Below are 20,280 nucleotides of genomic sequence, written 5' to 3' on the forward strand. Positions count from 1 at the left end.
GTTACTCCTTAACAACCATTTTAGATATTACGATAGCCGTGCGTAATTTGGTTTTTCCGTAACTAGATAATTTAACAAAATCTTCTAAGGCTATCGGAATATGTTGGCAGTCAAACCCGGTCGCATGGTCTTCAGGCACACTAGGGTCATGAAGGTAAAGACATTCGTTATCTATCGCTGTAATGGTTATCCAGTGGGGAACCTTATAGCCATCCATTTGGTATGTGCTAATCAGGGTGAGCACTTTGCTGCCATTGCTGAGTGCTGTTTTTATTGTTTGTAAGTCAAAGTCTTCAAACATAATGGGTATATTTTCTTGAAGCGCCCTGGCGTAAAATTGATTCTCAACTAACTCAATGGTTGTTTTTTTCACCTCTTGGCGAACACCAGACGTAAACAGGGGTAAGGGGTTATTAATGAATACATTGACCTCAAAACCTCTTTTTTTCGCGGCCAACCCTAGGCCTATGGGATGGCAGCCGCCATGACCCGCCATCATAAAAATAGTGGTGGCTTCACGCCAAAGATCTAACTCTAAAGCCTGATCCATTAAAACTGTATGAGATAGACTATTCATCGCCATCATCAATGCAGCTGGGCCACAAGTAAAGTCTGTGGTTTGGGCATACCAAGGGTATGAAGGTAATCTGTCAAACTGTGCAGCCTGGCGTATAGCTTTTTGCATTCTAAAGGCATCACCATTATTTTCGTAATAGTGTTCGTAGTCGCCAAATATCTTGTAGCCCATCGACTGGTATAAACTTATAGCGCGTTGATTGGTTTTTTCTACTTCTAGCCTGAGAAATAACTTGCCCGCGGCTACAGTTTTGTTTTCCAGTGCGAGAAGTAACTGTCGACCGATACCTTTTCCTTCAATATTTTGGTCAACGGCGATTGAATATAACCTTGCCAAGCGCGTCCCTTTGCGCATGATAACCAAACCATAAGCTACAATTTGCCCGTCACATTCAGCTACTAAAAACACTCGGTGAGTCGACTTAATCCAGTACGAAAAGCTGCGTTTGCTCAATCTGTCAGAAGCAAAGCAGCGTTTTTCTAAAGCGATCAGTTGTGTCAGGTCTGCAGAAATGACTTCTCGGACTTCTATATTCTTTAAGTTAGCGTTACTGGTTACGGTGATTGCAGAAGCCGCCATCATTAGCGGCCTCTTTGTTCGAGACGATTGGCAAACTCTTGCATAATTTGCATGTATAACTCGTAGCCAAGATAACGGTCTTCAACGCCATGTTCGATGCTCGGGTTATCGTTTACTTCAATCACATACACTTTGTCACCCAGTTGCTTTAAATCCACACCATATAAACTGCTACCAATAAAGGAGCAGGCTTTGACCGCCGTTTCTAATACTTGGCGCGGTACTTCAAAAGTGGCCATGGTTTCAAAATCACCTGTTGAAAAGCGCTTCGCTCCGTGGTTATAGATCTGCCAGTGATTTCTAGCCATGTGATATCGACAGGCGTAAATAGAGCGACCATTTAGCACACCAATTCGCCAGTCATATTCGGTGTATAAATATTCCTGTACCAAGATAATGGCTGAGTCAGCCAGTATCGAACATAGTTTGTGCTGCAGTGCTTCGCGGTCAGCAACCTTAAAAACGCCTTTGGAGAACGAACTTTCTGGCAGTTTCAACACCATCGGATATGTGAAATCTTGCTCTAATTGCTCCAGTGTGGTCGTAGTGGCATCAGACACAAATTGTGTTTTTGGTGACGGTACGCTGTTGTAGCTAAATGCATCATGTAAAAATACTTTGTTGCAGCAACGTAAAATGGATGTGGCATCGTCAATGACTACCAAGCCTTCTTTTTCGGCTTGCCGGGCAAGTTGGTAAGTGTGATGGCGGATTGCTGTTGTTTCACGAATAAACAACGCATCGTAGCGATTCAGTAAGCCAATTTGATCAACCGTAACCAGCTCAGCATTAATGCCAAATTTATTGGCAGCCTTAACAAAATGACTTAAGGCTTTCTGGTCGCTCGGAGGTGTATCTTCTTCAGGATTAACCAATATGGCCATATCCCAGCGGAAACGTTTACGATTTTTATTGCTGCGCCACACATTATTAGTGAAGTTATCTAACCTTTGTTGCAGCGTTGTATGTTGTTCTGGGTTTAGTTCCGCTAGAGCAAATAAGCTGAGAGTTGCAAACAACTTATTATCACGCCAGTTTAAGACCAACTTTAAAATCGGTGCAGGATATTGTGCGAACACATATTGTGCAATTTTGTTGATGTTTTCGTCGCTATGCCAACCAAAATAAACTAACTCATCAGCAGACTTATCTTTTGCATACACTCTTGAGACATTATTAGGTATTACCAGCACCAATCCTCCTGGCTGGCAGGTTAAATCATTAATAGTGCTAACACTAGGTAAAACTTGATGCTGCCGCGCTTCTGCTAACAGTGAGCAATAGTAGCCCTGACTTAAATATTGAGTCGGGTCACATAAGTTAATCAATCTAGTGGTGATATTTCCCTTTTTAGGAAACTCTGCCAAATATTGATTAAAATTAACAATTGTCGCGTTAACGCTCTCGATATTGAGACTATCGTTTAGGACAATGAGGGTTTTACGTATGTTATTCATGCAAACACATTTTGTTAGGAGCCATTTTAGAAACACGGAATTTGGCGGATAGTACGTTTTTTATGGGATTTGTGAATACATTCCATGCTTAAATATTTTACTCGTCAGGAACAAATAAATAGTGGATAAAATCAGCACTCAATAGCAGAATACGGGTGACTATTTTTAAGGTGTGTTGATGTCTGATTCGTTGTATTTAGGCACCCAAACATATCTCTACTATATTGTGATTTTATTATGGATATTCGATTTCTAGTAACCTTTATGGAAGTGGCGCAAACCAGACATTTTGGTAAAGCGGCTGAAAACTTGTATTTGACTCAGTCAGCGGTCAGTGCGCGCATTAAGCAGCTTGAAGAATATTTTAATTCGGCGCTTTTTATACGCAATAGAAATAGCCTGCAACTTACTGTTGCAGGCGAAAAATTGCTGCCTTTCGCGGTCACACTTGCCGATACGCTCGAACAGGCTCGGGCTGCAATGAATGAGGAAGGGATTCAATATTTGAGCATCGCCAGCACCCCTAATGCTTGGGATATATATTTAAAACAGGGGTTAGATGTGGTCAATAGTCACCTTAAAGATGTGTCCATAAGAGCAGAGATATGCAATAGCGAACAGCTAAGTAGATTAGTGCATGAGCACAGTATCGACTTGGCCCTGACAACCGTGCCTTTTAAATCTGATGACGTTGAAATACTCGAATTAAGTGAGTCAATGTTGTCATTGTGTTGTTCAGTCGCGTTAGCTAAGCAACCACTTGAACATCTGAATATTTCGTTGGACTGGGGTACAAAAATTAACGAAGTGATTGAAAAAATCTATCCGGAGATTAAAAAAGCTGGCATGCGCACTGGCTCGCTTCAAGTTGCTTTGAATTATCTGTCTACTAATGAAAGTGCCATTATTCTACCTGAAGAAATTGCACAATCTTTAGTGAGCAAAGGTGAATTGGTGATGTTAGAGTCTTTAGTCCCGTTATCAGTTAAAGTTTATTTAATTTATTTGAAACACACTAAAAACGCGGGATTAAGTCAATTTATTGATGTGTTTACACAGATGCTTAAAAACAAAAAAGGGCGCTAATACGCCCTTTTATAAAGATGTTAAAAAATTTTATACCAGCTCAGTCAGCAGTTGATAACCTTCCGAGTCTAGTTCTTCATTCACACATTCCAGCATATACACTTTTAGCTCTTTGCCATCAGTACCGACTTCTTGTGCTAATTCTGTGCAATATTGTTTAAGTTCGGTAATAAGTTTTTTGTCTGCTACCGGACGATCATCAGCCATGACGGTTGTTGATAATAATAAACTCAATGTTAACAATAACTTTTTCATCATATTCTCAAATTGTGAATTTATTAATGTAATTCGGCGAATTCGTGGAGTTTTTCATCTGTTCTTCGCTGGGATACTTTTCTACCTTTTTTTGATTTAAACTCTAACTCATCGCTGTATTCAGCATTAAATCTATGTTTTTCAGCACCGTTAATTTTCTCGTAATCATTTTTTTTCAAATGAAAATTTTTGCTCATTACTTTGTCCAAAAAAGGGGTTAATAAAATATTTGCATCAAATGCAATATGATTATTAGGCTGATTAATAAAATTTGAAAACGAAATAATTTGTTCTTCAAGAACAAAAAAAATAGTGCTGGAGATTAGTGCAGTAAATCAGCGCAGTAAATCAGTGCAGTAAATCAGCGCAGTAAATCAGCGCAGTAAATTAGTGAGGTAATGAACTTTATTTGAAAGTAAACTCAAAGCACTGAGGGGCACAGTACCAACTAGTCTATACTTTGGGTGTCTCTGGTTGCCTAATTCTTATTAGCAGACCGAAAAGTCCTTTATTTATTTACATTTTGAATCAGATAAACATCAAAGCGATTAGCCTTACCTAACATTTCAATGTGAGGCTTTTTACCATCCAAAAATGGTGCACCGGAAGGACGTTTTACTACCACTCGGTTTTTCGCCAGTGTTAATGCGGGTCCAAGCAAAAGGTCTGCGTCTTCATCTGGACCAAGTAACTGTTGAAATATGCGCATATCTTTTTTGACCGCAGCATTTTTTTTACGATGTGGGAACATCGGATCAAGATACACCACATCTGGTTTTTCATAAGGCCAATCAGCTAATAGGTCTGTTGCCACATCGTGAAATAACTGCATATTCGCAGGCATCCATGAACTCAATTCAACATCAGCAGCTGCACGCTTTAGCCCATCTTGGAGTAAAGCAGCAACAACTGCAGACCGCTCAATCATATCTACTTTGCAACCTAAGCTGGCAAGCACAAAAGCGTCTCGGCCCAAACCCGCTGTGGCATCGAGTACGTGCAAACTGCTCTTACCTTTTAAGCCAATTGCTCTGGCAATGGCTTCTTTTTTACCTCCGCCATGTAATCGTCTAAACGTAAGTGCGTCTGAAGTAAAATCGACTTTTACTGCGCCTACTTTTGGCTCGTCTAATTGACGTAATTCCAAGTGAGAAATTTGCTGTACCAAGGCTAAGCCAGAATCGGTGTTTTCGCGATACATTAATCCCCACTTTGCAGCGGTTTGTTGGGCTAGTAATGTTAATTCGGGTGCAGCGTCTCGCGGCACCGTAACAGGGATGTTACGCATGACCAAAGTGCTCTTTGTTACTTAACCAGCGATTCACTATTGCTTGGGCGTTTGATGGGTATTGATCCCATAGGTGGTTAGCAATATTTTGAACTTGAGGTATGAGCTCTGCATCACGCATCAGATCTGCAATCTTTAAATCAGCTAACCCAGTTTGTTTGGTGCCTAAAAGCTCTCCTGGTCCGCGAATTTCTAAATCCTGTTGAGCGATATAAAATCCGTCGTTGGACTCCCTAAGAACAGCCAAACGTTTGTTAGCCGTTTTAGACAAAGGGCTTTGGTACATTAAAACGCAATGGCTTTCTATTGAGCCTCGACCTACACGCCCACGTAATTGGTGCAATTGCGCCAGCCCTAAACGTTCTGGATTTTCGATAATCATCAGGCTGGCATTGGGCACATCAACACCTACTTCAATCACAGTGGTTGCTACCAATAAGTCTAAGGCACCTGCTTTAAAGTCAGCCATAATTTGTTGTTTTTCATTAGATTTTAGTCTGCCATGTACTAAACCTACTTTCAGTTCTGGTAATGCTGTTCGCAATAAAATGGCAGTATCTTCCGCTGCTTGGCTTTGTAAAAACTCAGATTCATCTATTAGTGTACATACCCAATAGGTTTGCCTGCCTTGCTTAACGCTTACGTCACGCACTCTGGTAATTACCTCATCGCGTCGAGCATCGGGTAAAACCACAGTTTTTACAGGTGTTCTGCCCGGTGGTAATTCATCAATAATTGACGTATCTAAATCTGCATAAGCGGTCATCGCCAATGTGCGTGGAATAGGGGTGGCGGTCATGATTAACTGATGAGGAAATGCCCCTTGAGACTCACCCTTTTCACGCAACGCTAGACGTTGATGCACACCAAAGCGATGCTGTTCATCCACGACTACCAAAGCCAATGATGAAAACGTGACGGCTTCTTGAAAAATGGCATGGGTGCCTACCAACATTTTGACTTCGTTGTTGGCTAATTGAGCTAATACTTTTTCTCTGACTTTACCTTTTAATTTCCCGGCTAACCAACCGACTTCGATACCTAATGGTTCAAACCATTGACGGAAGTTATTGAAATGTTGCTCGGCTAATAGTTCAGTGGGTGCCATCAGCCCCACTTGATAACCTGCGCCGATGGCAGATAATGCCGCCATAGCAGCCACCACAGTTTTGCCTGACCCTACATCGCCTTGTACTAATCGCATCATCGGGCAATTTTGCTGCATATCATCTTGTATTTCGCCCACTACTCGCTGTTGTGCGCCTGTGGGTTTGAAGGGTAAATTTTTTAAAAATTGATTAAGCAATGACGTATTAGGTTTGATTGGGAATGTTGCTTGTTGCTGACTTTGTTGACGGACCTTTAACACACTGAGGTGGTGAGCTAATAACTCCTCTATAATTAAACGTTGCTGGGCGGGGTGTCTACCTTCCTCAAATAACGATAAGGTCACATCCGGCGGTGGCCGGTGGACTAAGTGTAAAGCGTCAACTAAGCCAATTTGGTGTTGATATAAGCCTTCTGGTAATAGTTCAGCTAACCCCCCTTTACTCAGTAGTTTTAGCGCTTGCTCGGTTAAATTACGCAAGGTGATCTGTTTGATACCTTCAGTAGCGGGGTAAACCGGGGTGAGAGATTCTTGCAAGGCTTGGGGATTATCGAGATTAATCGATTTATACTCTGGGTGCATGATCTCAAGGCCATATTTGCCCGCTTTCACTTCACCAAAACAACGAATGGTGGCCCCAGATTCAAGACTATTTTTTTGTGACGCTGAAAAATGAAAAAAACGTAACGTTACAGTTCCCGTTCCATCGCTAAGCCTTACAACTAACATTCGCCTGCGACCAAACTGGATATCACATGACATCACCTCACCTTGAATACTGGTATGTAAGTGAGGTTGCAAGTCTGAGATGGGATAAATGCGGGTGCGGTCTTCGTACCTATGAGGCAAATGAAATAGTAGGTCTTGTACCGACACAATTGCTAGCTTGGCTAATTTTTCTGCAGCTTTGGCGCCCACACCTTTTAGCTCGGTTACGGGAGTTTGTGCTAATCCCTTCATAACCTATCCATCTGTATTAGGTTGTGTGAGGATGAAAAATAGAAAGTTATAGAAAGGGCAAATAACAAAACGCAGTCCAAGCACTCATCGGTAATATAGGTTACATATACTCGGAGATCTTACAGTATTGCGCAAGGTTTACCGAGCCCAAAACAGTCAGCTCGGTAATAAAAATACTTACAAGGACAATTTTGCAGCCTGATAAAGTAATTCAGGCGAAATACGCGTTTTAAAATCTGGATTAACGTAACTAAACAGCACCTTACCGTTGGTATCCAAAATAAACACCGCTGGTGCAGGTAACACGGCTTTACCGGAATTTTTATCGCTGGTTAAGTTAATGTCCCATTTAGATTTGTATGTTGTGCGCTTTTCGTCTGGCACATAAAAGCCGATCCCAAAGCCACTAATAGCCTCTAGTTCAGGATCTGCTAATAACTGTACTGTAAATTTTGTTTGGAGTTTTTGTTCTTGCAATTGGGCCGGTGTTTCAGGAGAAATAGCTAATATTTGATAACCTAACGCGTCAAGTTTGTCTTCAATATCCTTTAAACCAGCAAGTTGACGATTACAATAAGGGCACCAACCGCCGCGATAAAAAATTAACACTGTCGGTTTTTGCATCGTTAAGGCTTTTAGACTGACTGGGTCGCCATTAACTGTTTGTAACTTACTGTTTGGTGCGGACTGACCAATTAATAGCGGGGTAACGTTTAGAGCTGTGTCAGCTATTTTTGTTCTATCCAGCGCCTTGGCAGGTAATACCAAAAACAAAATAAATAGCCCAAGGATAATTCTAAAATACGTCATAGTTTTCTCTTGTTAATGTGATTATAGGTATAAGACACGATTTGATTAGACAACTAAGTTGATAGACCTATATGGGTAAAAATAACTTTCAAGTAATATGCACGTTTGCATGCAATTAATTAGATACAGAAGGCAACGTCTCAGATATTCAACAAATTCTCACCAGCAGTGAATATGGAAAATTCTAAGAGAAGATTATCTGTAGGGTAACTTAAACGAACGGCCTTGCTGTTGGCGTATAGCGAGGTATTAAGGCAAATGTCATCAAGGTGATTGTTTACGTTTATTAAAGGTTTTTACCCGTCAACTGTATTTTTTTCCACCAGTTAGCACCTTCGTCAATGTGTCCTCTTGAGTCAATATGTGGATAAGGTAATCCCTTGCGGTCACATATTTCTCGTAGTCTAGGGAAACCACCTTCAAATAGCATTTTTTGGCAGGCTTGCTCGGTTAACTGCTGGGTATTATACATTCCTGCTTGTTGTCTTTGTCGCTGAGCTTCATACAAGATAAGCGCTGCAGCCACTGATACATTGAGGGATTGCACCATGCCCACCATAGGAATAATAATATCTTGGTCAGCTGCTGCCACGGCTTCTTGGGTTGCACCATGTTTTTCTTGGCCCAGAATGATGGCCGTAGGTAGGGTGTAGTCAATTTCACGAAAATCCACTGCATTTTCAGATAAGTTTGTTACTAGGACCTGCATGTCTTGGGTTTTTAAATGATCAACCGCATCCTCAATACATGAATGTTCTTTGGTATATACCCAGTTTTCGCTGCCCATAGCAGTGCTTTTGCGGAATTCTGGTTTTTCGTTCCAGACTGCATGCACTTCATACACACCGACCGCATCACAACTGCGCACAATGGCAGAAACATTGTGCGGCTTATGCAGCTGTTCTAAACACAAAGTTAAGCTGGGCTGGCGTTGACTAAGAAAATGCCTGATCCGGGCATAACGCTCCGCTGACATGTAGGTTTCTGCTGGCATAATGCATCAATACTAAGTAAGTGATTACTTACTCAGGAAGCTCCATCACGCCGTCGATTTCAATTTGTACACCTTTGGGTAAAGCGCTCACTTGTACTGCTGCTCTGGCAGGATAAGGTTGTTTGAAATACTGACTCATGATTTCATTTAAGGTGGCAAAGTTAGACAAATCAGTTAGAAATATATTCACTTTTACAAGATGATTGATTGAGCCGTCAGCCGCTGCGCATACTGCTTGAATATTTTTGAATACTTGATGGGCTTGTTCTGAAAAATCTTCAGAAATGACCTGCATGGTTTCTGGTACCAAAGGGATTTGCCCGGATAGGTACACAGTGGTACCACTCTTAATCGCTTGGCTGTAGGTGCCAATAGCTTGTGGCGCCTTGTCGGTATGGATAACGGACTTAGACATATTAGTTACCTTTTTTCTATTTGTAGATGTGTGAGTGAATGAGGGTAATCCCTAATTCTGTTTTGCTTGACTATGCCTGGATACCCGCTGTACTTCTGGCATAGTTCGGATTTTACGCATCACATTGGCTAATTGCAGACGGTTTTTGATGGTCAGCTCGATATCAATATAATACACGTTACTTTCTTTTTCTTCAGTTTGTAATCCAACAATGTTTGAACCACAGCTCGCAACCGTATTGGTTAAGGTTGCTAAAGTACCTTGATGGTTAATTAACTCGATGCGCAGCGCTGCGTGAAAATTACCGAGTACATCATCCCCCCATAGCATGACTAACACACGGTGAGGCTCTTCTTTACTTAGTTTACGAATGTTACTGCAGCCAGTTTGATGAATAGCCATGCCCTTTCCAGGACTTATGACGGCAACAATTTCATCATCGGGAATAGGGTGACAGCAGCGCGAGTAGGAAACTAATAAGCCTTCGGTTCCACGAATTGCAACTTTATTTTGTTTATCAGATAGATTGGTATTTTCGCCTAACAATCGTCTTGCGACTATAGCGCTAAGCTCATTACCTAGGCCAATGTCTGCCAGTAGTTCAGCGAAACTATTATGTTTGGTTTCGAGCACAACGCGGTCAATATCCGTTTGCAGTAGTTTATCCAGTTTCACTTTACCTAAAGCATGCCTGAGCAGTCGAGTACCCATTAATATCGCTTCTTCAGAGCGTTGATTTTTTAAATAATGGCGAATACGTGAACGTGCCTTGGCACTGACTACAAAATTGAGCCAGTTAGCATTAGGTTTGGCTCTGGGAGAGGTAATAATTTCAACTGTTTGACCATTTTCTAATGGTTTACTCAGTGAAAATGTACGTCTTTCTACTTTTACCCCAACACAAGAATTACCGACATCAGTATGCACCGCGTAAGCAAAGTCTACTGCTGTTGCACCAAGTGGTAACTCAATGATCCTGCCATCTGGGGTAAACACATAGATTTCATCAGGGAATAAATCTGTTTTAACATTTTCTATAAATTCAAAAGAAGAACTGGCGCTATGCTGTAACTCAATCAAAGACTGCATCCATTTACGCGCACGTACTTGGGCAGTGGTATCGTTACTATCCTTGGTATCTTTATAAACCCAATGTGCTGCCACACCCTTGTCTGCCATATGATCCATGTCGTTGGTGCGAATTTGAATTTCGACGGGAATACCGTGCGGACCAATCAATGACGTATGCAATGATTGATAACCATTAGTGCGAGGGATAGCAATATAATCTTTAAAGCGGCTCTCGATGGGTTTGTATAAGCCATGCATCGCACCTAAAGCCCGATAACAATGATCAACCGAGTCTACTACCACTCGAAAAGCATAAATATCCATGACTTCGTTGAACATCAACTCTTTGTTTTTCATTTTACGATAAATCGAATACAAATGTTTTTCGCGGCCGGTAACAGTCGCGTTTATTTTAACTGCAGCTAAACGAGTCTCAACTTCTTTGCGGGTATTTTCGATGACTTCTTTGCGGTTACCACGGGCTTGTTTGACGGCATTACCTAATGCGCGGTAGCGCATCGGATACATTGCCTGAAAACCTAATTCTTCAAGCTCATTTTTAATTTCGTGAATTCCCAATCGATGAGCAATAGGTGCATATATTTCTAAGGTTTCGCGGGCAATACGCCGCCGCTTATCTGGACGTAAAGAGCCTAAAGTGCGCATGTTATGAGTGCGATCGGCAAGTTTTATTAGAATGACACGGATATCTTGGACCATAGCCATCATCATCTTGCGAAAATTTTCTGCTTGAGCTTCTTGAGTGCTGCTGAAGTGAATTTTTTCTAGTTTGCTCACTCCTTCTACAAGTTCGCCTACTGTTTCACCAAATTGTCGACTTAAGTCTTCCTTATTATGGTGAGTATCTTCTATCACGTCATGTAGTAGGGCTGCCATCAAGGTTTCATGGTCAAGGCGCATGTCTGCTAATATGCAAGCGACTGCGACAGGATGAGTAATATAAGGGTCACCACTGGAACGCATTTGTCCGCTGTGAGCATCTCTGGCTAGAATAAAGGCACGCTGAGTATCCGCCACTTTATCGGGCGGTAAATAGGCTTCAAGTTTTTGTTTTAAACCTTCAAAAAGATACACACTAAACGCTTATAAAATAATTGATGAGTTAAGAATACGGGGAATTTGGCGGGAAGCCAACGGCTAAACATCAGATTGATGAAAAGCCGTTAAAATAGAGCTGTTTATTGCTCTTGCAGAATGTTTGCTACAGAAGCAAATTCAGCTTGGTCATGTGCTCGTTGATCGCGAAGATTTTCAGCTTCTAACGTATCAGCAGTCACTAAACCGAGTTCTATTTCCCGTAAAGCAATTACGGTGGGCTTATCTGTGCCACGTTCTACTAATGGTTCTTTACCTTCAATAGCAATTTGGCGAGCACGACGAGCAGCGACTAAAACTAAATCAAATCGGTTGCCAATTTTATCTACAGCATCTTCAACTGTTACGCGGGCCATGGTGATCTCCGTCGGGTGGTAATATGAAAAAAAGGTCGCATAGTGTACTGGTTAATGCGCCATTGTAAAAGCTATTTGAACTATTAATGATCAATATAGCGTAATTATGATCCCAACAAATTATCAAACAACTGCTGGTGGCGAATAATCTGTTTTTCTTTGCGCAAACGGCGAGTGGTCACTATCGCATCTAGCTCTGCCAGAGCCGCAGCAAAATTATCATTTACCACCACGAAATCAAACTCATGGTAATGAGAAATTTCAGAGACTGCTTTGATCATTCGCTGCTCGATAACCTCAACTGAGTCTTGACCTCGCTCAGTTAAACGCCTTTTAAGTTCGTCTTTTGAAGGCGGCGCTACAAAAATGGTCGCGGTATCGGGAATTTGTGCTTTAACTTGCCGTGCACCTTGCCAATCTATATCCAGGAATACATCGATTCCTTGGCGAAGAGTTTGCTCTATAATAATCTTAGAAGTGCCGTAATAATTACCAAATACTTCCGCATGTTCAAAAAAAGCACCTTGTTCAATCAACGACTCAAATTCTGCGCGATCAACAAAATGATAATGCATACCATCAACCTCACCGGGTCGTGCTGCTCGGGTTGTATGTGACACAGACACTTGCATCGCATTGTCATGCTCACCTGTTGCAGGATGTTTTTCTAATAGGGCTTTGATTAAGCTAGATTTACCGGCGCCAGACGGCGCCGCCAAAATAAATAAATTTCCAAGAGTTTGAGGCATTTTTTTATCTTTTAATGATTAATTATTATGTCGCGATTGATTAGCAATGTTAGCATAATATTATTGTACCAAATATGTCGAAGTGGATTCAGTGATATGACAGTCATAATCTCTGCTGCCAGATAATTAAACGGATGAAAGCAACATGAACGATAGCCAATATCATCAATTAACTGATGACTTGTTAATTGATATTGAAGAAATGCTCGACGAGTGTGAAGTCGATATAGATTATGAGTCAGCGAGTAGCATACTCACTATGATTTTCTTAAATGGCACTAAAATCATAATCAATAAACAACCACCATTACACCAGTTGTGGGTAGCCACTAAGTTTAACGGTCATCATTTTAATTTTCAGAACGAGCAATGGATAGACGAACGAACAGGTGTAGAGTTTTGGTCGTTTTTGGATGCAGCGGTTTCTAAACAAGCTGAACAAGCGATTACGCTCAAAAAATAGTCCTTAAAAAATAACTCATCTAACCCAACGAGATAATGTCTATGAGCGAACACGCTTTACCTTATGTTGAAGTCAATCCAAAAAGTAAGCCAAGAGCCACAGTTATATGGTTGCATGGCTTAGGGGATTCTGGTAATGGTTTTGCCCCCATTGTGCCTGACCTAAAATTACCTGATGAACTAGGTATTCGGTTTGTTTTTCCGCACGCACCGATGCGCCCTGTGACTATCAATAATGGCATGACAATGCGTGCTTGGTACGACATTACTAGCTTAGATTTTAATAACCGAGCAGATAGCCAAGGTGTGACAGAGTCATCTGCCTTAGTGGCTGATTTAATTGAAAAAGAAATTGCCCAAGGTATTCCTGCTCATAAGATTGTCTTGGCAGGGTTTTCTCAAGGTGGTGTGATTGCCTTAAATCTAGGCACTCGCACTGCACACACTCTGGCTGGTGTCATGTCTATGTCCAGCTATATGAGTGAGCCAGAAAAACTCAATGAAGAAGCGCACTCTGCAAACAAAAACACCCCGTTCTTTGTAGCTCATGGCACCCATGATGATGTCGTGCCTATCTTTATGGGTAACACCGCTTTTAAAGTGTTGGAAAGTAATGGTTACCAAGCCACTTGGCATGAATATGCGATGCAGCATAACGTGTGTATGCAACAGCTCAATGATATTTCAAGCTGGTTACAAGAGAAATTAAGTTAACAGTTTTAGGTGCGTTTATAATTCTTGATCTTAGTGGCTAAATTCTGAAAAACGGCAAGATGTTAAGGGCAAAGAGTTTTAAAAGCCTTGTTCGAAACTTAATTATCTAGAATAACACTGCCACTGGTTTGCGCTCGGTATTGCTGACTTGAGTGCTGAGTCAGTTCCACTTGCCAAGTGTCATTTCGGATTTTTATATAATCCATAGCGTTAAGACGACCGAAGTTATGACATTGAGTTTAATAGCAGATTCAAACTGCTGTCGTCAAAGAGCTAGATTCCATGAATTGATCTGGCTCACTACAATTAACTTATGCACAAGGTAGCAAAATGAGTAATAGCTTAGCGGATATTACAGACCAACATCGTGCGCGATACCAAGATATAGGTTTGGTTATGGGACCAGGCATTTTTGTGTTGATGATGTTAATGGGTGGGTCACAAACCATAATGGACTCTGCAGCGTGGCAAGTGGCAGCTATTGGATTATGGATGGCCATTTGGTGGGCAACCGAAGCAGTGCCCGTTCCTGTAACTGCATTATTACCTATCGTGATCTTTCCTTTCATGGGTATTACCACGTTAGCAGAAGCAACTGTTTCTTATGCTAACCCTATAATTTACTTATTCCTCGGTGCATTTATTTTAGCCCTAGCAGTAGAAAGATGGGATTTGCACAAACGGATTGCCTTGACTATTTTATCTTATACCGGCACTGATGGTAGTCGCCTGATTGGCGGCTTCATGTTAGTTGCTGCTTTATTGTCTATGTGGATGACGAATACATCCACTACTATGATGTTAATGCCTATTGCATTATCTGTCGCAAGAGTCATTGCAGACAACAACACACATTTGAGCCAGGATCAAACTAAGTCATTTCAAGTGGCGATGCTACTTGGATTAGCGTATGCCGCGACAATAGGGGGATTAGCCACATTGGTTGGCACCCCACCGAACGCTCTCTTAGCAGCGTTTTTGAATGATAATTATGATATTAAAATCACCTTTGTCAGTTGGATGTTAGTGGGCGTGCCTGTGATGATAGTGATGTTACCGCTGGCTTGGTTATCGCTTACACGCTGGACGTTCAAGATAAATATCCCTGCTAATCCTGAAGTAAATAGACATTTAGCCGAATTGAAAAGCGATCTTGGAAAAATGACTTCGGCTGAAAAATGTGTTGCAACAATTTTTGCACTGGTTGTAATATTTTGGATGGTTAGAAGACCATTATCCACGTTGTTGGATATCGATTTTTTGAGTGATACTGGCATTGTAATGACAGCAGCCTTGTTACTGTTTTTATTGCCTAGTGGCGATAAAAAACAACCTCAAATTATGATTTGGGATGATGTTAGTCGACTGCCTTGGGGAGTGCTGATTTTATTTGGTGGGGGATTAAGTTTAGCTGCTGCTGTTTCATCCTCGGGTCTGGCAGCTTGGTTAGGCAGTAGCCTGACCCATCTAGGTGCATTTGGTATATTTACCTTAGTGATTGCTGCCACCGGTTTAGTGATTTTTTTAACTGAATTAACTAGTAATGTTGCCACTGCGGCTACCTTTTTACCTGTAGTCGCCGCCGTTGCTCTTGAATTAGGTGTATCACCACTACTCTTGTGTGTCCCTATTACGCTAGCTGCAAGTTGTGCTTTTATGTTGCCTGTTGCCACCCCCCCGAATGCGATTGTGTTTGCATCCGGACTTATCAATATCCCACAAATGGTAAGAGCTGGCGCAATATTGAATTTGATTGGTATGTTGTTACTTTCTGTCGTATCGATTTGGTTAGCACCTTTGGTATTTTTATGAGTGAATTTATTTATAAAAGCGAGGTGTAAAGTTTATCCGCGTTTTTATTATTAACGGTTGCTGCATGTCACATCATTTATACAAAAGATGACTCAAGTCCCAGTGATACCTTTTGAGTGTTATAGCCGCTAAGAATGTTCAACCACATGTGAATAAACTCGGGTATTATTTGAGACCGAGGATATGTAGGCAAATTTATTATGGGCAAAGAACCCAGACAACATTTAAAACACCATCACAAGCCTTTATCTATTCAATGAGTATTCCATAAAAAATATTTCAGAGAATAAGGCTCCTTAAGCAAAATGAATTGATATTCGCTTTGTAATGAAATAATAATTAACCTCGTCCGGTTTAATGCAGCAAGATTATTATTATTGTTAAACGGAGAGATTAATGAACAAGTTTGTGAAATACCTTAGTGTTGTCGTTTTTACACTTTTTACCTTACCTGCTTTTGCCCTTGATGACGCAGTGAACACAGGCATATTTAACGATACCGCGATTGAAGGTTATGACACGGTTGCCTATTTTACCCAAGGTAAACCAGTCAAAGGCGACAAGAAATTTCAATTTTTATGGCGTGATGCCAATTGGAGATTCGCGACCCAAAAGAATCTAGACTTGTTTAAACAAAACCCTGAAATGTATGCCGCTCAATACGGTGGCTACTGCGCATGGGCAATGGCTGCTGGAAAGACTGCTGGAATAGACCCAAATGTATGGTACATAGAAGATGCAAAGTTGTATTTAAACTATAACAAGAATGTTCAAAAGGAATGGTTTGAGGCGCTTCAAGGAGACATTATTTCTGCTGATAAAAATTACCCTGAAATTACTGATGTAAATACGTATCTAAGTCACTAATGATGCTTATTGCCTTGGCTTAGACCTAGAATTTTAATGTTAGTAAACAGTATGCGTGTTGCAAAACCTGAAGAAGCGGCATTGCTAAGTGAATTAGCGCTGCGGTCAAAGGTTATTAGGGTGATAGAGCCGGATTTCTAGCGAGCTGTATACAAGAGTCAATGCATAGTGAAAGCCAACTCCCATCGCCCATCGCCAACTTACTGGTTTAAAGTAGTCGAATTAAGCGGCCATGGTCTAACAGGTTTTTTATTCTAAACCATTTTGACATTGCTCCCCCAGAAATCGAAGCCCTGTTTTATGGGTCAGGGTTGGGGTAAATACTTGCTGGCTTTAGCGATAGCTGTCGCAAAAGCACACAACGCAAAAAGTATTAAATTACAAGCCGATCCCTTTGTCGAAGACTTTTATTTGGTAAAGGGTGCAGTCAAGGTTGGTGAAACAGAATCCCTCAGTGTTTCGAGGCGTTTTTTACCTTTACTCAAAATTTGTCTTTAGCCAAGCTCTCACAGCAGGTATGTTTCTGATAACATATATCATGTAATTTTTTTCAGGAAGTTTCATGTCAAAACGCATTATCCGGATCGCCACGCGCAAAAGTGCCTTAGCGTTATGGCAAGCTGAGTTCGTTAAAGCGGCTTTACTTAACGCGCATAACAATTTACAAATAGAACTTGTGCCGATGAGTACTCAGGGCGACAAGATTTTAGATACCCCTTTAGCTAAAATTGGTGGTAAAGGTCTATTTATTAAAGAACTAGAAGTGGCGATGACTGAAGGTCGGGCTGATATTGCGGTGCATTCTATGAAAGACGTGCCTATCGCTTTCCCCGATGGATTTGGCCTGCATGCTATTTGTGAGCGCGAAAATCCTTTCGATGCTTTTGTGTCAAATCACTTCAATTCACTCGAAGTGTTACCACTCAATGCAGTGGTCGGTACATCTAGTTTGAGGCGTCAGTGCCAAATACGCAAAGTCAGACCTGACTTGGTGATTAAGGATTTACGCGGCAATGTGAACACCCGATTGGCTAAGTTAGATGCGGGTGGATATGACGCCATTATATTAGCCGCAGCAGGCTTGATCCGACTAGGTATGCGAGAGCGAATCCAGTCTGAGATTCAACCTGAAATATCACTTCCAGCTGTGGGGCAGGGTGCCGTAGGCATTGAATGTCGTAATGATGATGCAGAGCTGATTGCACTATTAGCTCCTTTGAATCACTTTGAAACATCTATTAGGATAAAAGCAGAACGAGCTATGAACACCAAATTAAATGGTGGTTGCCAAGTGCCTATTGGTAGCTTTGCTGAGTTAGATGAAAAACATATTACGTTACGGGGTTTGGTTGGTTCGGTGGATGGTAAGGTGATGTTGTATGCCAAGCACACTGATATTTTAGAAAATGCAGAACAGTTAGGCGAACATGTCGCAGAATTGCTTCTGGCCCAAGGGGCAGGGGAGATCCTCAGCGCTTTGTATGACGATTAGCCTGTGACATTTTTACTGCTTCGGCCACAAGCTAAATGCCAAACTAGTGCAAAGTCATTTAAGCAGGCGAACCTGTCCGCTGTTGCTTGCGGCTTGATTGATACTGTTGTAGACAATGATGCTATTGGGCGGTTACCAGCAAAAATAGCCGAATTGTGCAGCCGTGCTGAACACCATGTTTATGTCATAGTGACCAGTACAGTCGCGGCGCAGCAATGTGTGTTGATGAAAAAAAATGGCCACAAAACGTTTGTTTTTTCGCTGTTGGGGCCAGTACAGGGCTTATCTTGCAGAACGCTGGACTGGTTGTGGTTGTTCCACTAGAACCTAGAACTGAAGGGCTACTCGCCCTACCCCAACTTAATCACCTAGAGAATCAAAGCGTGATTATTATGAAAGGTTTTGGCGGTAGAGAATTACTTTATGACACCCTAGTTACCCGAGGGGCTAACGTGGCAGAGTGGGAAGTGTATAAACGAGTTAAACTAGACTCTCCGGTTTTCACAGAAGACTGGTACCCAGCGCAAATTCGTTGCATTATTGCTACAAGTGGTGAGGTTATTCAAGCAGCCTTTGAGTATTTTGAAGCGAGCTGGCTTACGACATTAAACTGGATAGTGGTTAGTCAACGAACCGCAGACATAGCATCTAAACTGGGTGTAACCCAGATAGACATTAGCCGTGATGCAAGTGATCAGGCACTTATACAATGCGCACAGCACGTGGTTAAACGCGCAAGACATTTTTCGGAGCATTAAATGGCAGACAGTCAGGACAAATTAACCCCGTCAGATGCAGCGAAACTGGCAGACAGTCAGGACAAATTAACCCCGTCAGATGCAGCGAAACTGGCAGCGTTGGAAAAACAATTAGCGAAAGAAAAAACGACTGATCCCTCAACAAAGAAAGAGCAGGGCGCTGCGTCAGTGAGTAAAAGTGAAGAAAAACAGCCAACCAAATCTGTCGATACGTTAGCGAAAAAAAGCGGTTTTACAAGCAGTAAAAGTAGTGCACCACCACATAAAGCAGATACTGTATCTAAAGGTAAAACTGGCATATTGTGGTTTTTCACCATGATTAATTTGTTAGTGCTGATAGCAATCATTGGCGCAGTTTACTGGGCGTGGCTGGGGTGGCAAGCACAAATCCAACAACAAACTGATGCCTTAGCTGTCCAGCAAACGAGTATGCAACAACAGCAAAGTAGTATGCTTCAGCAGCAAAAAAATATCGCTCAATCTATTGCCTCTAATCAACAGGTAAAAAATGATTTAGAACAACAAAATCAAGCTTTACAAACCAGTGTGCAAAGTCTGGTTGAACAACTCCAACTTACCAGCGCCCAAGTGCAAATCAATCAGCGTAATTTAGCGGATGTATCGGGACGTAGACCAGCGGACTGGTTATTAGCCGAAGCCGATTATTTAGTACGTATGGCAGGCCGCAAAATTTGGTTAGAACATGACGTAAAGACTGCCATCATGATGTTGCAATCTGCTGATAGTCGTATTCAAGATTTAGACGATCCTAGTTTGTTGCCATTACGCGCCAAGCTGGCCGAGGATTTACAGGCCCTACAGCAAGTTAATCAAGTTTCAACCAGCTCTATTGCATTAGCTTTAGGTGCCATGCTTAAACAAGTTAATAACTTACCTTTAGCATTCTTTAAAAGACCTGAAGATGATGCGGTTGATGAAACCGTAACAGAATCTATTGATGATTGGCGTTCAAATTTGGCGCGTAACTGGCGTGAGGCGACAAAAAACTTTTTTAGTTTTAAGAAGGTGACAGCTGACATCAAACCTTTTATGTCTGTGCAACAACAATGGTTATCCAAAGAGCAGCTCAAGTTTGCCTTATTGCAAGCGCAGGTAGCAGCATTACAAGAAAACACAACGCTTTATCAGCAGTCCTTACAAACCGCTTTTGGGATATTAATTGAGTCTTTCGACACTGAAAAAGATACGGTTGTTCAGTTTACAGATAGCCTAAGCAATTTACAAAGAACTGATTTTGAAAGCCATTATCCTAAACAGTTTAATGTTACTCCGTTACTGCAAGATATAATTGAACAGCGCTTAAATAACCGTTTTGTTAACGGAAATAATTAAT

Annotated in this window: 21 protein-coding genes; 9 read left to right on the top strand and 12 right to left on the bottom strand. The window is 41.5% G+C overall.

Annotated features, from left to right (window positions below):
* Nucleotide 1: 1 nt before the first annotated feature.
* Nucleotides 2-1,159 carry a GNAT family N-acetyltransferase/peptidase C39 family protein gene (locus tag C427_RS01305; RefSeq protein WP_007637929.1) on the bottom strand — a complete coding sequence of 386 codons (1,158 nt, stop codon included), beginning with the start codon at nt 1,157-1,159 and terminating at the stop codon, nt 2-4.
* Nucleotides 1,159-2,604: a RimK family protein gene (locus tag C427_RS01310; RefSeq protein WP_187292393.1), complete on the bottom strand. Its 1,446-nt coding sequence runs from the start codon at nt 2,602-2,604 to the stop codon at nt 1,159-1,161. The genes C427_RS01305 and C427_RS01310 overlap by 1 nt, the downstream gene beginning before the upstream one ends.
* 246 nt (nt 2,605-2,850) lie before the next feature.
* On the opposite strand from C427_RS01310, the gene C427_RS01315 reads away from it, so the two are divergent.
* Complete coding sequence (locus C427_RS01315; RefSeq protein ID WP_007637926.1) at nt 2,851-3,699, top strand: LysR family transcriptional regulator; 849 nt, start codon at nt 2,851-2,853, stop codon at nt 3,697-3,699.
* A gap of 30 nt (nt 3,700-3,729) precedes the next feature.
* Here C427_RS01315 and C427_RS01320 read toward each other — a convergent pair whose 3' ends face one another.
* The 10 genes from C427_RS01320 to gmk all read right to left on the bottom strand — a co-directional run bounded on the left by C427_RS01320 (nt 3,730) and on the right by gmk (nt 12,821).
* Nucleotides 3,730-3,933, bottom strand: a complete 204-nt coding sequence (locus tag C427_RS01320) for a hypothetical protein (protein WP_409371889.1) — start codon at nt 3,931-3,933, stop codon at nt 3,730-3,732.
* 44 nt (nt 3,934-3,977) lie between these two features.
* Nucleotides 3,978-4,151: a hypothetical protein gene (locus C427_RS26130; protein ID WP_007637924.1), complete on the bottom strand. Its 174-nt coding sequence runs from the start codon at nt 4,149-4,151 to the stop codon at nt 3,978-3,980.
* Between the two features lie 311 nt (nt 4,152-4,462).
* Nucleotides 4,463-5,242: a class I SAM-dependent methyltransferase gene (locus C427_RS01325; RefSeq protein ID WP_007637923.1), complete on the bottom strand. Its 780-nt coding sequence runs from the start codon at nt 5,240-5,242 to the stop codon at nt 4,463-4,465.
* Complete coding sequence (recG, locus tag C427_RS01330) at nt 5,235-7,310, bottom strand: ATP-dependent DNA helicase RecG (RefSeq protein ID WP_007637922.1); 2,076 nt, start codon at nt 7,308-7,310, stop codon at nt 5,235-5,237. The genes C427_RS01325 and recG overlap by 8 nt, the downstream gene beginning before the upstream one ends.
* Nucleotides 7,311-7,487: 177 nt before the next feature.
* Entirely contained in the window at nt 7,488-8,120 is a 633-nt protein-coding gene (locus C427_RS01335; RefSeq protein WP_007637921.1) for a peroxiredoxin-like family protein, read from the bottom strand.
* A 286-nt stretch (nt 8,121-8,406) separates the two neighbouring features.
* Nucleotides 8,407-9,096: a tRNA (guanosine(18)-2'-O)-methyltransferase TrmH gene (trmH, locus tag C427_RS01340; RefSeq protein ID WP_007637919.1), complete on the bottom strand. Its 690-nt coding sequence runs from the start codon at nt 9,094-9,096 to the stop codon at nt 8,407-8,409.
* 46 nt (nt 9,097-9,142) lie between these two features.
* A complete protein-coding gene (locus C427_RS01345; RefSeq protein WP_007637918.1) occupies nt 9,143-9,529 on the bottom strand; it encodes a RidA family protein in 387 nt (128 codons plus the stop codon).
* Nucleotides 9,530-9,580: 51 nt separating this feature from the next.
* Entirely contained in the window at nt 9,581-11,695 is a 2,115-nt protein-coding gene (gene spoT, locus C427_RS01350; protein WP_007637917.1) for a bifunctional GTP diphosphokinase/guanosine-3',5'-bis pyrophosphate 3'-pyrophosphohydrolase, read from the bottom strand.
* A gap of 104 nt (nt 11,696-11,799) precedes the next feature.
* The gene (gene rpoZ / locus C427_RS01355; RefSeq protein ID WP_007637916.1) at nt 11,800-12,072 is read right to left on the bottom strand and encodes a DNA-directed RNA polymerase subunit omega; all 273 of its coding nucleotides are present in this window, start codon (nt 12,070-12,072) and stop codon (nt 11,800-11,802) included.
* A 104-nt stretch (nt 12,073-12,176) separates the two neighbouring features.
* On the bottom strand, nt 12,177-12,821 hold the full coding sequence (gene gmk / locus C427_RS01360) for a guanylate kinase (RefSeq protein WP_007637915.1): 645 nt from the start codon (nt 12,819-12,821) through the stop codon (nt 12,177-12,179).
* Between the two features lie 145 nt (nt 12,822-12,966).
* Here gmk and cyaY point away from each other — a divergent pair, with 145 nt between their 5' ends.
* From cyaY to C427_RS01400, 8 genes are all read left to right on the top strand, one after another.
* Nucleotides 12,967-13,284: an iron donor protein CyaY gene (cyaY, locus tag C427_RS01365; protein WP_007637914.1), complete on the top strand. Its 318-nt coding sequence runs from the start codon at nt 12,967-12,969 to the stop codon at nt 13,282-13,284.
* Nucleotides 13,285-13,325: 41 nt separating this feature from the next.
* The gene (locus tag C427_RS01370) at nt 13,326-13,997 is read left to right on the top strand and encodes an alpha/beta hydrolase (RefSeq protein ID WP_007637913.1); all 672 of its coding nucleotides are present in this window, start codon (nt 13,326-13,328) and stop codon (nt 13,995-13,997) included.
* A 330-nt stretch (nt 13,998-14,327) separates the two neighbouring features.
* Complete coding sequence (locus tag C427_RS01375) at nt 14,328-15,809, top strand: SLC13 family permease (protein WP_007637912.1); 1,482 nt, start codon at nt 14,328-14,330, stop codon at nt 15,807-15,809.
* 396 nt (nt 15,810-16,205) lie between these two features.
* Nucleotides 16,206-16,676: a YHS domain-containing (seleno)protein gene (locus C427_RS01380; protein ID WP_007637911.1), complete on the top strand. Its 471-nt coding sequence runs from the start codon at nt 16,206-16,208 to the stop codon at nt 16,674-16,676.
* Nucleotides 16,677-16,976: 300 nt separating this feature from the next.
* Nucleotides 16,977-17,174, top strand: a complete 198-nt coding sequence (locus C427_RS01385) for a GNAT family N-acetyltransferase (protein WP_007637908.1) — start codon at nt 16,977-16,979, stop codon at nt 17,172-17,174.
* A 64-nt stretch (nt 17,175-17,238) separates the two neighbouring features.
* Nucleotides 17,239-18,168, top strand: coding sequence for a hydroxymethylbilane synthase (hemC, locus tag C427_RS01390; protein WP_007637907.1), 930 nt, complete (start codon nt 17,239-17,241; stop codon nt 18,166-18,168).
* 215 nt (nt 18,169-18,383) lie between these two features.
* Nucleotides 18,384-18,926: a uroporphyrinogen-III synthase gene (locus C427_RS01395; RefSeq protein WP_051075180.1), complete on the top strand. Its 543-nt coding sequence runs from the start codon at nt 18,384-18,386 to the stop codon at nt 18,924-18,926.
* Entirely contained in the window at nt 18,927-20,279 is a 1,353-nt protein-coding gene (locus C427_RS01400) for a uroporphyrinogen-III C-methyltransferase (protein WP_007637905.1), read from the top strand.
* The last annotated feature ends 1 nt before the right edge of the window (nt 20,280 follow it).

The organism is Paraglaciecola psychrophila 170 (assembly GCF_000347635.1).
Classification (GTDB): domain Bacteria; phylum Pseudomonadota; class Gammaproteobacteria; order Enterobacterales; family Alteromonadaceae; genus Paraglaciecola; species Paraglaciecola psychrophila.